Genomic DNA, 13774 nt, shown 5'->3' with positions numbered 1-13774 from the left:
GTCGCCTACAGAATCACACACCAACCCGACGCCGCAACTCACAGATGAGTCATCGACGCAACGAAAAGATGTGTGCATCCCCTAGCCCACTTCGTGGGGCGAGGAACCCAGGTTCCGCAAGGGCAGCGCCGGCATCCGGACAAGCCGCAGATGATCGCCCTGTTCGCCGCCATGCTCCCGCATTGGCTTTTCTCCTGAATTAGGGCAAACCTCCAGGCCTGCAATCGAGAGGAGAAATCTGATGTTCCGATGGGGTGTTTTGTCGACGGCCAAGATCGGCCGCGAGCAGCTTTTGCCGGCAATCGTCGAGGCGGAGAACGGCGTGCTGTCCGCGATTGCCAGCCGCGATCTGTCGAAAGCGAGGGCGCTGGGCGAACGCTTCGGTGCGCGCCACGCGTTCGGCTCCTATGAGGAGCTGCTCGCCTCCAGCGACATCGACGGCGTCTACATTCCGCTGCCGACCTCGCAGCATGTCGAATGGACGGCCAAGGCGATCGAGGCCGGCAAGCATGTTCTGGTCGAAAAACCGCTGGCGCTCGATGCCAAGGACATTCCGCCGCTGATCAAGCTGCGCGATGCCAGGAAGGTGCTGGTCTGCGAAGCCTTCATGGTCGTCTACCATCCGCAATGGATCAAGGTGCGCGAGCTGATCGCCAACGGCGCCATCGGCCGGCTGCGCCATGTCCAGGGCGCGTTCTCCTATTACAATGTCGACCCCAACAACATGCGCAACAAGCTCGATCTCGGCGGCGGCGCGCTGCCCGACATCGGCGTCTACCCGACAGTGTCGACACGCTTTTCGACCGGCAAGGAGCCGCTGCGGGTCCAGGCGACGATCGAGCGCGACAAGACGTTCGGCACCGACATCTATTCCTCGATCCGCGCCGATTTCGGCGACTTCGAGCTGTCGTTTTACCTGTCGACGCAGATGGCGGCACGCCAGGTGATGGTCTTCCACGGCGAGAAGGGCTTCATCGAGGTGTTCTCACCGTTCAACGCCGGGCTCTACGACCATCACCGCGTCGAGCTGCACAACCAGAACCACAGCGAGGCGCAGGTGTTCCGCTTTCCCGGCACGCAGCAATACCGGCTGGAAGTCGAGGCCTTCGCGCGGGCTGCGCAGGGCGGCAAGGACCGCGTCTTCACTCTGGAAGAATCGGTGCTCAACCAGAAGGTCATCGATGCCATCTTCCGCGCCGGCGAGAAGGAAGGCTGGGAAACAGTCTAGGCCGGCCATGATCCCGAAAAGTGGGGACCGGTTTTTGGACAAGATCATGGCCAAATAGATGTCCGACGATGCGGATGTGATCATTGTCGGCGCCGGCCTTGCCGGCCTTGTCGCGGCGGCCGAACTGACCGAAGCCGGCAAGAAGACCATCATCGTCGAGCAGGAGCCGGAGCAGTCGCTTGGTGGTCAGGCGTTCTGGTCGCTCGGCGGCATCTTCCTTGTCGATTCGCCCGAACAACGGCGCATGCGCATCCGCGATTCGTATGAGCTGGCGCTCGAGGACTGGCTGGGCACCGCAGCCTTCGACCGCACGGAAGATCTCTGGCCGCGCCGCTGGGCCGAGGCCTATCTCGGCTTCGCCGCCGGCGAGAAGCGCTCCTGGCTCATGCAGCGCGGCCTGAAATTCTTTCCGGTGGTCGGCTGGGCCGAGCGCGGCGGCGGCAATGCCGTCGGCCACGGCAATTCGGTGCCGCGCTTCCACATCACCTGGGGCACCGGCCCTGGCGTGCTCGAACCGTTCGCGCAGCGCGTACGCGAGGCCGAGAAGCGCGGGCTGATCCGCTTCAAATTCCGTCACCGGGTCAACGAATTGACGCGGACGGGCAGCGTCGTCAACGGCGTGCGCGGCGACCTATTGGCGGCGAGCGATGCCGAGCGCGGCCGCAAGAGCTCGCGCGAGATCACCGGCGATTTCGAGCTGAAGGCGCAGGCCGTTATCGTCGCCTCCGGCGGCATCGGCGCCAATCACCAGCTGGTCCGGGAGAATTGGCCGAAGCGGATGGGCGCGCCGCCGAAACGCATGATCACTGGCGTTCCCGATCATGTCGACGGCCGCATGCTGGCGATCGCCGAAGCCGCCGGCGGCCGGCTGATCAACCGCGACCGCATGTGGCACTATGTCGAGGGCGTCAGGAACTGGGCACCGATCTGGACCGATCATGCGATCCGCATCCTGCCCGGCCCGTCATCGCTGTGGCTCGATGCGCGCGGCAAGCGCCTGCCGGTCCCGCTCTATCCCGGCTTCGACACGTTGGCCACGCTCAGCCACATCATAAGCACCGGCTTCGATCATTCCTGGTTCATCCTGACCAAAAAGATCATCCAGAAGGAGTTCGCGCTGTCGGGCTCCGAGCAGAACCCCGATCTGACGGGGAAGAGCTGGCGCCAGGTGCTCGGCCGCGCCACCAGCGGCGTGCCCGCGCCGGTCAAGGCGTTCATGGAGAAGGGCGAGGATTTCATCGTCGAGCCTGATTTGCCGGCGCTGGTCGCCCGCATGAACGCAGTGGCCGGCGGCGAGCCGCTGCTCGAACTGGCGCAGGTTGAGCGCGAAATGCGCGCCCGCGACCGGCAGCTCGACAATCCGTTCTCCAAGGACATGCAGATTACTGCGTTGCGCGGCGCGCGAGCCTATCTCGGCGACCGGCTGATCCGCACCGCAAGACCGCACAAGCTGCTCGATCCCGCCAATGGCCCGCTGATTGCCGTCAGGCTCAGCATCCTGACCCGCAAGACGCTCGGTGGGCTGGAGACTGACCTCGACAGCCGCGTGCTGGGCGCCGGCGGCCAACCAGTCGAGGGGCTGTACGCGGCGGGCGAGGCCGCCGGTTTCGGCGGCGGCGGCATGCACGGCTATGCAGCGCTCGAAGGCACGTTTCTCGGCGGCTGCATCTTTTCCGGCCGCAGTGCCGGACGGGCGGCGGCACGCGCGGTGGGGTGAAACAAGGCCCGCCGGCGGCCGTTGCGCCAAGGTGGCGGGTCGCACCGAGTGGCCAACTTCCCTTAGAGCATTTTGCAGCCAAATGAAATCATTTGGCGTCCGCATAAATGCGGCAAAACAGATAGTTAGAGCGGGTTACCGGTTCCAGGAGAACCGGAACCGGCTCTAGGCGAAGGGCTGCAAATTGACGTCTTGAAGCTTGGAACCGGCAAGCAAAGCCTCGAGCACCTGCTTCTTGAGAGACAGGCACTGCGAACGGGCAAGTTTGACGATGGCGGAAACCTCGCCTGCCTCGCAGGCAAGGACCAGCTCCTTTTGCTGGGCGATGATCAAGTGGGTGAAGTCGCGGGACTTGAAGCCGAGGTGGAGAACCCGCGCCGACTGGTCGAGTATCTGGTCCAGGAGATGCGCCAGTCGTAAATTTCCCGAGAGCTCCGCAAGGGCCAGACGAAAGGCACGGTCGGCCGCAAGGAAGGCGACGTGGCTGCGTAGCGTCTCCGGCTTCAGCACTTTTTGCGCTGCCAGCCTGACATCCTCGAGCCCGCGCTCGGTCATGTTCGATGCAGCCACCCTGAACACTTCCGGTTCGATCAAGCTGCGGACGTCGAAGATCTCGTTGACATCCCGCAGGCTGAGCGTCGCGACGACGTAGCCGCGGCGCGGCTCGCTCCTGACCAGCCCTTCCTGCATCAGGCGGGCCAACGCCGCGCGGATCGTCGCCTTTTTGATCTGGTATCGATCGCCGATCTGCTTCTCGGTTAGAGCTTCACCGGGGCGCAGCACGCAGGCAATGATGTCGTTCCTCAACTGCTCATATGCCTGTTCCCTGCGAAGGACGTCGGCGGCCGACAGTGCTGTGGCCTCGACCGCGGCCGGTCTTGCCGGTTCGGCTGTCAACTTGGTCATTTTCATATTTTATCCGTCTGGCTGTCCGGTTGACGCTGGCATCAGCATTCAGTAGCGTTGAACATCTCAGACCTGCAATCTGAGCATCTCAGGGAGGACAACTGCTATGCCTGTACTCGCCAACTCGCCTCTCTACGCTGCTGCCAATGATATCGTCAACGCCGCGAAAGGGCCAGATCCCCTCGAAGCGGTAAGGGCGGTCCTGGGTGACTACACCAAGCGTTTTCACTCCTCGGGGACACTCGCTCATGAAGAAGACGACGACGAGGTGCTTCTGCATGCGAGCCCGAATCTGACGATCTATCACATCACGTTGTCGCCCGGCCTGCAGTACCCGCCTCACAACCACCTGATGGATGCCTTGATCGGCATCTACAAGGGTAGCGAAACGAACTTCATCTACCCTGTTGCCGGCAGCGAACTCGATATCCCGGAAAGGCAGGACATCGCCGCACCTGCCGTGGTGCACTTGCTGTCAGATACCGTGCATGCGGTTGCGAACACCGGCAACGCGCGATCGGGTGCGCTGCATGTCTATCTCGGCGATCTCACGCGAACCCACCGGCAGCTGTGGAGCCCGGAAAGCAACCAGGCCGAGCCGTTTGACAATGATCGCTACCTGGCCGGCGCACGGCCCATTCAGCAGTCCGGGGACGAATGAACGCAGGAGCGTCGCGGGCGGCGAAGTCGGCCGTGATCAGCGGACCCGTCGGAATCGCGTCACACTTGTCACTCTCGCCAATCCGCTATCGCCCCTATCCTAGCCCATGACCAATCAGCAACACGTCGCGCCGGTGCGGCGACAGACCAGCAAGGGAGAAGCATAATGACGGCACATCAGAATGGCACAGGCGAGCAGGCCACGCGGCTCGCAATGAAGACACCACCGGTCGTTTCGCCTGACGCATGGGAGGCCGCGCGCCAGCAACTGCTCGTGAAAGAGAAGACCGTGACCCGGGCTCGCGACGCACTGGCCGCCGAGCGCCGGCGGATGCCGTGGATGGCGGTGGAGAAGCCCTATACGTTCGAAGGGCCTGACGGAAAGGTGAGCCTGCTCGACCTGTTCGAGGGCCGCCGTCAGCTGGTCGTCTACCGCGCCTTCTTCGAACCCGGCGTATTCGGCTGGCCCGATCACGCCTGCCGCGGCTGTTCGCTGGGGGCAGACCAGGTCGGCAACCTTGCCCATCTGAACGCCCGCGACACCACCTTAGCCTACGCCTCGCGCGCACCGCAGGCCGACATTGCGCGGCTGAAGGCGCGGATGGACTGGAAGATGCCCTGGTACACCATCACCGACAGCTTCGATGCCGACTTCGGCGTTGACGAGTGGCACGGCCACAACGTGTTCATCCGCGACGGCGACCGCGTGTTTCGCACCTACTTCATCAACAACCGCGGCGACGAGGCGATGGGGACCGTATGGAGCTACCTCGACCTGACGCCGCTAGGCCGCCAGGAGGTCTGGGAGGATTCGCCCGAAGGCTATCCCCAGACGCCGACGTACAAGTGGTGGAACTGGCATGACAACTACGGCGCCGAAGCCGCCCCCGACAAAAAGTGGGTCGAGGTGTCTGACGCCGGAGAGGCCGCGTTCCGGAACCGCACCGAATAGAACGTCTTTGGCGTCGCGGAAATGCGGCCAGGACAATTGGAGGAGCGGGATGCACGGTTCGACCGCATCCCGCTCGCTATGCAGGACTACGGACATGAGCGAGATTCATCCAGGCGGATCCACCGGCGATGCGAGCCCGGCCGGCCATAGTGCAGCCGATTGGCTGTCCTTTGCGGCCGCGCCGACCTTCGCAACCATGGCGCTGCTGACGCTTCTCGGCGGAGCGCCGGACATGATGTGCTCGACCGGGCAAGAGGCGTCGCCGCTGGGCGGCATGGTCCCGATGTACCTTCTGATGAGCGGCTTTCATTTAGGACCTTGGCTGAAGCAGGTTTCCGGCCGGCGACGCCGCCGCAAATAAAGCTTTACCGGCCGACAAAGGCCCGTTCTGGTCGGGAAGACATCCCTCACCAGATCCACTCGCCCCTTCCCAAAACCGCTACCGCATCGACAATCCGGGTAAAGCTCGAGCCGGCGCGGCCGGCCGTGTGCCTGGCGCGCAAATAGCCATGCACCAGCCCCGGCTCCTCGAGCCACCAGGCGCGCCCGCCCGCGGCAACGATGCGGTCGCGATAGGCTTCGCCGTCCGACGACAGCGGGTCGCATTCAGCGGTGATCACGACGGTGGGCGGCAGATTGGCGAACTCGGCGTCGGCGAGCGGCCACAGAGTGAGATCGCCGGTGCGATCCTCGCCACCGGTCCTGATGTCCCTGTAGAAAACGAGGTCGCGCGCGGTAAGCATCGGCGCTTCCGCGTGGGTGACGTAGGAACCGGCGGAGCTGTCGCCGCCAAGGCCGGGATAGACCAGAATTTGGCCGATCGGCTTGCGCGCATGGCCGCGCGTTGCGTGGCTGACAGCGGCGGCGAGATTGCCGCCGGCACTGTCGCCGCAGAGCAGGACAGGACGCTCGTAAGTCGCCGCCGCCCATTCGAAGGCGCTGATGGCATCGTCGAAGGCGGCCGGATGAAGGTGTTCCGGTGCCAGCCGGTAGTCGACCGAAACCACTTCGTAGCCGGTGCGGCTGCAAAGCTCGGCGCAGAGGTCGTCATGGCTGTCGAGCCCGCCGAGGATAAAACCGCCGCCATGGAAATAAAGCACCATCGCCGCCGCTTCCGGCGCCGGGGCGCGGTAGACGCGGATCGGAATGTGCCAGGGTGTGGCAATGGCGGTGGTTTCCGCCGTGACGCCTTGGGGATAGCCGGCAAAGAACTCGCGGCACATCCGGTTGTAGATCTGGCGCTGCTCGGCGATGGTGTAGTCGATCGTATCGGGCGGATAATAAGAATTGGTCCGCTCGATGAAGGCCCAGGTCTCGGCGTCGATGAGGGTTTTGTAGTCGGTCATGGGCGCCGAATGGATCGCAATGAATCCGCCTGAACACCCCCCTCTGGCCTGCCCTCTTTGCCACCACTTGGCATCTCCCCCTCAAGTGGGGAGATCGGCAGCTTCGGCGAAACCGCCTTTTCTCCGGCGTCGACAATTGGCGAAAGCGATGATGACATCCAATCTCCCCCCTTGAGGGGGAGATGTCCGGCAGGACAGAGGGGGGTGAGCGCCATCATTCCTGCAATACCACTACTTCCCCTTCCACACCGGATCGCGCTTTTCGGCAAAGGCGCGAAAGCCTTCGAGATTGTCCTCCGAGCCGTAGAGTGCGTCAACCGTCGACAGTTGCCGGCGCGTCACCCGGTTCATCGCGTCCTGGAACGTCAGCGATTCTGCGACCCGGGCCGTCTCCTTGATCGCGGCGAACACCAGCGGCGGGCCGCTGGCGAGCAGCCGCGCGATCTGCCAGACGCGGTCCTCCAGTCTTTCCTTGGGCAGCACCTCGTTGACCAGGCCCCAGCGATTCGCCTCGGCGACATCCATCCAGCGGCCGGTGAGCAAAAGGTCCATGGCGACATGGTAGGGGATACGCTTCGGCAGCTTGATCGTCGCCGCATCGGCAAGCGTGCCGGCGCGGATTTCGGGCAGCGCGAAGGAGGAGTGGTCCGACGCATAGATGAGGTCGCAGGATAGCGCCAGTTCGAAGCCGCCGCCGACCGCCATGCCATTGACGCAGGCGATCACCGGCTTGTTGAGGTCGCGCAATTCCTGCAGCCCGCCGAAGCCACCGACGCCGTAGTCGCCGTCGACAGCGTCGCCGCCGGCCGCGGCCTTCAGGTCCCAGCCGGCGCAGAAAAACTTGTCACCGGCGGTCTTGACGATGGCGACGCGCAAGTCGGGATCGTCGCGAAACGCCTTGAAAGTCTCGCCCATCAGCCGCGACGTCTTCAGGTCGATGGCATTGGCCTTGGGCCGGTCGAGCGTGACTTCGAGGATAGTGCCCTCGCGGCGGGTGGTGATGACGTCAGACATTCTTGTTCTCTCCAAGCACCAGCAGCGCATCGGCGATCCAGGCGCCCTTGCCTTCGGTGCAGACGATCAGCGGATTGATGTCGAGTTCCTCGATCTCGCCGGCGTTTTGCTGCACGAAAGCGGCAATGCCCGATATCGCATCGATTGCCGCTGCGACATCGGCCTTCGGCCGACCGCGATAGCCGTCGAGCAGCGGGAACAGTTTCAGCCCGCGCAAAGCGGCCTCGATATCGTCGCGGGTCGCCGGCAGCATCAGCGTGACGCTGTCGCGCAACAGCTCGACCAGCACGCCGCCGGTGCCGAGCGTCATCACGGCGCCGAACATCGGGTCGCGGGTGAAGCCGACCAGCAGCTCGGCGATGCCGTCGCGCACCATGCGCTCGACATAAAGGCCGGTGCCGAGCGGGCCGAGATCATGGGCGGCGGTGCTGACCGATTCGGCATCCCTCAAATTGAGCCGGACCGCGTCGAGCTCGGACTTGTGGATCACACCAAGGGCCTTCAGCGCCACCGGGAAGCCGAGCGCCATCGAGGAGATGACAGCTTCGACCGCGTTGCCGGCGCGCTCGCCCTTCGGCACGGGGAGCCCGGCCTCGATGAGCCGCGCCTTCGCCTCGGCCTCGTCCGGCGTGACATGGTCGCCGGCCGGCGCGCCGGACGCCGAAGTGTCGATCGGCTGCGCCTGCGGCTCGCGCCAGGCCCAGCCGATGAAGGCCGCCGCCTGGGCGGCGTCAATGGCTTCGGAGATGCCGAACAGCGGCACCATGCCCCGCGCCATCAGGCCGGCAGTGTATTCCTCGGGCAGGTTCTCCGGTAGCGAGGAGACGATCGCGCCTTGCGCGCTGTTGGTCTTCAGCGCCACTTCGAAGGCGCGCAGCGTCGCCCACCAGTCGGTGTCCGAGCAGCGGTCGGGGCGCGGGAAATCGAGCACCAGCATGTTGAGGTCGAAGCCCCCCGACACCATCGCGGTGAAGGTGGCGGTCATCGCTGGCTCGTTGTTCCAGATGAAGGTGTGGTAGTCGAGCGGGTTGGCCACCGCGACCAGCGGCCCGAGCGTCGATTTGACATGCGCGCGGTGCTCGGGGGTGAGTGGCGGAAACGTCACCCAGCGGCCTTCGGCGCTGTCGGCCATCACTGACGCCTCGCCGCCCGAACAGCTCATCGACGACAGCCGGTAGCCGGGCAGGGGGCCGGTGACGTGCAGCAGCTTGAGCGCCTCGATGAAGGCCGGGATCGAATCGATGCGGGCGATGCCGAGACGCCTCAGGAAGGCGCCGGACGCTGCGTCCGAGCCGGCCAGCGACGCGGTATGGGAAACGGTCGCCTGCCGCGCCTGCTCGGAGCGGCCGACCTTCATGGCGATGACAGGCTTTTTCAGCTCGCGCGCCCGTGCCGCCAGCCTTTCGAAGCCGGCTACCGAATCGAAAGCCTCGATATGCAAGCCGAGCGCGGTGACACGGTCGTCCTCGATCAGGCCGAGCGCCATTTCGGAAAGCCCGGTCTGCGCCTGGTTGCCGGCGGTCATCAGAAAGGCGATCGGCAGGCCGCGTTTCTGCATCGTCATGTTGATGGCGATGTTCGACGACTGGGTGATGATGGCAACGCCGCGACCGCCTTCTGGCAGCCTGATGCCGCCATGCTGGTCGGGCCACAAAAGCGCGCCGTCGGCGTAGTTGATGAGCCCGTAGCAGTTCGGCCCGATGATTGGCATTTGGCCCGCCGCCGCGACCAGCTCGGCCTGCAGCCGCTCGCCGTCCTCGTCATAGGCCTCGGTTTCGAGGAAGCCGGCGGCGAAGCAGACCGCACCGCCGGCGCCGCGCTCGGCCAGTGCCTTGACCACTTCGATGGTCAAGTGCCGGTTGACGCCGACGAAAGCGGCATCCGGCGCACCGGGCAATTCGGCCACCGAGCGATAGGCCTTGCGGCCGGCGACCTCGGCCTTGCTCGGATGCACCGGCCAGATATCGCCGGCAAAGCCCATCTTGATCGATTGCGCGACGACGGCGGCAGCCTGCGCGCCACCGAAGACCGCGATCGTTCGTGGGCGCAAAAGACGTTCAAGTTTGTGCATCGTCATCTTTTCGTTGGAGCATGATCTTTTCCAAACCGGTTTCCACTTTTTGGGATCATGCTCTAGCCCCCGAACGGCCGCAGCAGCGCCCGCGAGATGATGTGGCGCTGGATTTCCGAAGTGCCTTCCCAGATGCGCTCGACGCGGGCGTCGCGCCAGATGCGCTCGAGCGGCAAATCGTCCATCAGCCCCATGCCGCCATGGATCTGGATCGCCTCGTCGGCGACGAAGGCAAGCATCTCGGTGGCCTTCAGCTTGGCCATGGCCATGTCCTGGTCGGTGACGGTACCCTGATCGTACTTCCAGCCGGCTTCGAACACCATCAGGTCGGCGGCCTTCAGCTCGGTCGCCATGTCGGCGAGCTTGAACGACACGCCCTGGAACTTGCCGATCGGCTGGCCGAACTGCTGGCGCTGCGCGGCGTATTCGATGGCGTGGCCAAGCGCCCGCTCGGCACGGCCGAGGCAGGTGGCGCCGACCTGCAGGCGCGTCGCGCCAAGCCATGAATTGGCGACGTCGAAGCCTTTGTGGACCTCGCCCAGAACCTGACTGGCCGGCAACCGGCAATCGTCGAATTCGAGGATGGCATTGGTGTAGCCGCGATGTGAGACGTTGCGGTAGCCGTCGCGCACCGTAAAACCCTTGGTGCCCTTGTCGACAAAGAAGGCGGTGATCTTCTTGCGTTTTCCACGCGAAGACTCTTCCTCACCCGAGGCCATGAAGACGATGGCGAAATCGGCGAGGTCCGCATGGCTGATGAAATGCTTGGTGCCGTTCAGCACCCAGTCGTCGCCGTCTTGCACGGCGGTTGCCTTCATGCCGCGCAGATCGGAGCCGGCGCCCGGCTCGGTCATTGCCAGGCAATCCCATTTCTCGCCGCGAATGCAGGGAAACAGATATTTTTCGCGCTGCTCCGGCGTGCCGGCGAGAAGGATGTTCGAAGGCCGCGCCACGCAGGTCCAATGCAGCGCGTAATTGGCGCGGCCGAGTTCCTTTTCATAGAGCAGCCAGGTCACCGTATCGAGCCCGGCGCCGCCGACATCGGCCGGCATGTTGGCGGCATAGAGGCCGGCTTCGATCGCCTTGGCCTTGATCTCCTCGATCAGCTCGCGGCGCAGCACGCCGGTACGCTCCACTTCGCGCTCATATGGGTAAAGCTCGTTCTCGACGAAGGCCCGCGTCGTCTCGACGATGAGCTTCTGCTCCTCCGAAAGACCAAAATCCATGGTCTCAGCCTTTCTTCCTTTTCTTCGGCTTTTCAGCCTTTGCCTTTTCGGCCGCCTTGGAGGCGGTGGGCTTCTTGGCCGCGAGCTTGGCCAGCTGCCTGGTGTAGTCCTTATGCAGGGCGCCGGCACCCCAGCCTTTGCCTTTGTTCTGCTTCGACAGTGCCTCCATGATGGCGACCAGATTGTCGTCGCGGATCTTTTCGAGCTCGCGGATCGACAGACCGTGCGCCTGATCGTCCGACTGGGTCGCGATCAGCTCGACCAGCTCATCGTTGAACTCCGGCACGTCCATCAGCTTGGTCCACGGCCATTTCAGGCACGGGCCGAACTGCGCCATGAAGTGGCGCATGCCGGCCTCGCCGCCGGCGACGCGATAGACCTGGAACATGCCCATCTGCGCCCAGCGCAGGCCGAAGCCGTAGCGCATGATGTCGTCGAGCTCCTCGACCGTGCAGATGCCGTCCTTGACCAGCCACAGCGCCTCGCGCCAGGCCGCTTCGAGCAGCCGGTCGCCGACGAACGCTTCGATCTCCTTGCGGATCACCACCGGCTTCATGCCGATCGAGGCATACATCTCCTTGGCGACTTCGATCGCCTCGGGAAAGGTCTGTTCGCCGCCGACGATTTCGACCAGCGGCAGCAGATAGACGGGGTTGAACGGATGGCCGACGACCAGCCGCTCCGGGTGCTTCTTCATCGCCACCTGCATGTCGGTCGGTTTGATGCCGGAGGTGGAGGAGCCGATAATGGCGTTGGCCGGTGCATAAAGGTCGATCTCGGCCAGCACGCGGTGCTTCAGGTCGAGCCGCTCAGGCACGCTTTCCTGGATGAAGTCGGCGTCGGCCACCGCCTCGGCGATCGTCTTGGCGAAGGTAAGCTTGCCCTCTTTCGGCAGGCCGCCGGGCAGCATCTGCTTGTAGGCGCGGCGTGCGCCCTTTATCACCTCGCCGACCTTGCGTGACGCCTCGGGATCGGGATCGAAGATCGACACGTCGATGCCGTTGAGCAGCAGCCGCGCGACCCAGCCGGCGCCGATGACGCCGCCGCCGATGGCGGCCGCCTTGTTGATGATGCTCATGCGGAAGCTCCGGTTCTTGTGCAGGCTGTTGCGGGGTCGGTGAGGGCGACGCGCTCGCCGGCACGGATCACGGACGCGTCATAGGCCTTGCGCGCGAACACTTCGAGCAGGAAGGGCCGGAAGAAATCGATCGGCAATGTCTCGTAATCCGGGTCGAAGCTCGACTGATCCCAGCGTTCGCAAAACTCATCGCAATCGTCGAAGTAGATGTGCCCGGCGAAACGGTCGCGGGCGTGCGGATTGCCGCCGAGGTGGTGGGCGTAATAGAGGCGCTGGAAATCGCCGTGCTTCTCCACCACCCAGGTGCATTGCTCGCGAACGAAGGGTTTCAGGATCGACGCCGCATACTCGTCGTGGTTATAGGGCGCGTAGATGTCGCCGATATCGTGCAGCAAGGCGCAGGCAATCCAGTCGGTGTCGGCGCCGTCGCGCCAGGCCCGTGTTGCCGCTTGCAGCGAATGGCCGAGCCGGGTGATCTTGTAGCCCGAGGGGCCCGCATCAAGCTGGACGAGCGCGTCGAGCAGCCGCTCGCCGGTCTTTGCCGCATAGTCGATCTCGTGCTCGGTGAGGAAGGCATAGTCCTCGCGGTCGCCGTCCTTCATGGCGGTGAATTTCACGGTCTTCATCGGCGGCTCCTCCCAACCGGCTACCGGCTTTTCAAAGCGGTGCGCGCTTCGTCAGGTTCAGCTTCTTGCGGACTTCGTCCGGGCCGATGACCCTGGCGCCCATATTCGACACGATGCTGACCGCCCGCTCGACCAGCTGCGCATTGGTCGCCAGCACGCCCTTGTCGAGCCAGAGATTATCCTCCAGTCCGACGCGGACATTGCCGCCGGCCAGCACCGCGGCCGCGACATAGGCCATCTGGTTGCGGCCAATGGCAAAGGCCGACCAGTTCCAGGTCGACGGTACATTGTTGACCATGGCCATGAAGGTGTTGAGGTCGTCCGGCGCGCCCCACGGCACGCCCATGCACAATTGCACCAGCGCGTCCGGCTTCAGCACTTCTTCCTCGACCAATTGCTTGGCGAACCACAGATGCCCGGTGTCGAAGGCCTCGATCTCCGGCTTGACACCGAGCGCCGTCATCATGCCGCCCATGGCACGCAGCATGCCGGGCGTATTGGTCATGACATAATCGGCCTCGGCGAAATTCATGGTGCCGCAATCGAGCGTGCAGATTTCCGGCAGGCACTGGCGCACATGTTCCATGCGGTTGCTCGCGCCGCCCATGTCCGTGCCTTTTTCGTTCAGCGGCAGCGGCTTCTCCGGCGGGCCGAATACCATGTCACCCCCCATGCCGGCGGTCAGGTTCAGCACCACGTCGACGTCTGCCGCGCGGATGCGCTCGGTTACTTCGCGATAGAGATGCACGTCGCGCCTAGGCTTGCCGGTCTCGGGATCGCGCACATGGCAGTGCACGATTGCAGCACCTGCCTTTGCCGCCTCGATGGCCGAATCGGCGATCTCTCTGGGCGAGCGCGGCACATGCGGGCTGCGGTCCTGCGAACCGCCGGACCCGGTCACGGCACAGGTAATGAAAACCTCACGGTTCATCGCTAACGGCATCGGACTC

General features: G+C 64.3%; 13 protein-coding genes. 5 read left to right on the top strand and 8 right to left on the bottom strand.

Annotation, left to right across the window (positions count from 1 at the left end):
- Positions 1 to 241 precede the first annotated feature (241 nt).
- Positions 242 to 1228 (top strand): Gfo/Idh/MocA family protein, encoded by a 987-nt coding sequence (locus NKJ23_RS31940; RefSeq protein ID WP_352484691.1) that lies wholly within the window; start codon positions 242 to 244, stop codon positions 1226 to 1228.
- A 58-nt stretch (positions 1229 to 1286) separates the two neighbouring features.
- Positions 1287 to 2945: an FAD-binding dehydrogenase gene (locus NKJ23_RS31935; RefSeq protein ID WP_352684669.1), complete on the top strand. Its 1659-nt coding sequence runs from the start codon at positions 1287 to 1289 to the stop codon at positions 2943 to 2945.
- A gap of 165 nt (positions 2946 to 3110) precedes the next feature.
- Here the strand turns inward: NKJ23_RS31935 and NKJ23_RS31930 are convergent, their stop codons facing one another.
- A complete protein-coding gene (locus NKJ23_RS31930; protein ID WP_352684667.1) occupies positions 3111 to 3851 on the bottom strand; it encodes a GntR family transcriptional regulator in 741 nt (246 codons plus the stop codon).
- 106 nt (positions 3852 to 3957) lie between these two features.
- Here NKJ23_RS31930 and NKJ23_RS31925 point away from each other — a divergent pair, with 106 nt between their 5' ends.
- The 3 genes from NKJ23_RS31925 (at position 3958) to NKJ23_RS31915 (ending at position 5824) form a co-directional block, all read left to right on the top strand.
- Complete coding sequence (locus NKJ23_RS31925; RefSeq protein ID WP_352684666.1) at positions 3958 to 4512, top strand: autotransporter; 555 nt, start codon at positions 3958 to 3960, stop codon at positions 4510 to 4512.
- Positions 4513 to 4677: 165 nt separating this feature from the next.
- Positions 4678 to 5463 (top strand): DUF899 domain-containing protein, encoded by a 786-nt coding sequence (locus tag NKJ23_RS31920; protein ID WP_352522446.1) that lies wholly within the window; start codon positions 4678 to 4680, stop codon positions 5461 to 5463.
- A gap of 94 nt (positions 5464 to 5557) precedes the next feature.
- Positions 5558 to 5824 (top strand): hypothetical protein, encoded by a 267-nt coding sequence (locus NKJ23_RS31915; RefSeq protein WP_352684664.1) that lies wholly within the window; start codon positions 5558 to 5560, stop codon positions 5822 to 5824.
- 46 nt (positions 5825 to 5870) lie between these two features.
- Here NKJ23_RS31915 and NKJ23_RS31910 read toward each other — a convergent pair whose 3' ends face one another.
- From NKJ23_RS31910 to bcoG, 7 genes are all read right to left on the bottom strand, one after another.
- Entirely contained in the window at positions 5871 to 6809 is a 939-nt protein-coding gene (locus NKJ23_RS31910) for an alpha/beta hydrolase (protein ID WP_352684661.1), read from the bottom strand.
- Between the two features lie 231 nt (positions 6810 to 7040).
- Entirely contained in the window at positions 7041 to 7823 is a 783-nt protein-coding gene (locus tag NKJ23_RS31905; RefSeq protein ID WP_352684658.1) for a carnitinyl-CoA dehydratase, read from the bottom strand.
- Entirely contained in the window at positions 7816 to 9894 is a 2079-nt protein-coding gene (locus NKJ23_RS31900) for an acetate--CoA ligase family protein (protein ID WP_352684656.1), read from the bottom strand. Before NKJ23_RS31900 ends, NKJ23_RS31905 begins: the two co-directional genes overlap by 8 nt.
- 62 nt (positions 9895 to 9956) lie before the next feature.
- On the bottom strand, positions 9957 to 11120 hold the full coding sequence (locus NKJ23_RS31895) for an acyl-CoA dehydrogenase family protein (RefSeq protein ID WP_352684655.1): 1164 nt from the start codon (positions 11118 to 11120) through the stop codon (positions 9957 to 9959).
- Positions 11121 to 11124: 4 nt separating this feature from the next.
- On the bottom strand, positions 11125 to 12198 hold the full coding sequence (locus NKJ23_RS31890; protein WP_352684653.1) for a carnitine 3-dehydrogenase: 1074 nt from the start codon (positions 12196 to 12198) through the stop codon (positions 11125 to 11127).
- Positions 12195 to 12824 carry an HD domain-containing protein gene (locus NKJ23_RS31885; protein WP_352684652.1) on the bottom strand — a complete coding sequence of 210 codons (630 nt, stop codon included), beginning with the start codon at positions 12822 to 12824 and terminating at the stop codon, positions 12195 to 12197. Before NKJ23_RS31885 ends, NKJ23_RS31890 begins: the two co-directional genes overlap by 4 nt.
- Before the next feature lie 31 nt (positions 12825 to 12855).
- Positions 12856 to 13767 (bottom strand): 3-dehydrocarnitine:acetyl-CoA trimethylamine transferase BcoG, encoded by a 912-nt coding sequence (bcoG, locus tag NKJ23_RS31880; RefSeq protein WP_352451615.1) that lies wholly within the window; start codon positions 13765 to 13767, stop codon positions 12856 to 12858.
- Positions 13768 to 13774 lie beyond the last annotated feature (7 nt).

Origin of the sequence: Mesorhizobium sp. M0184, assembly GCF_040322215.1 — a bacterium.
GTDB lineage: Bacteria > Pseudomonadota > Alphaproteobacteria > Rhizobiales > Rhizobiaceae > Mesorhizobium.
Note: the sequence above shows the minus strand (reverse complement) of the source record. Positions and strands in the feature narration are given on the sequence as shown.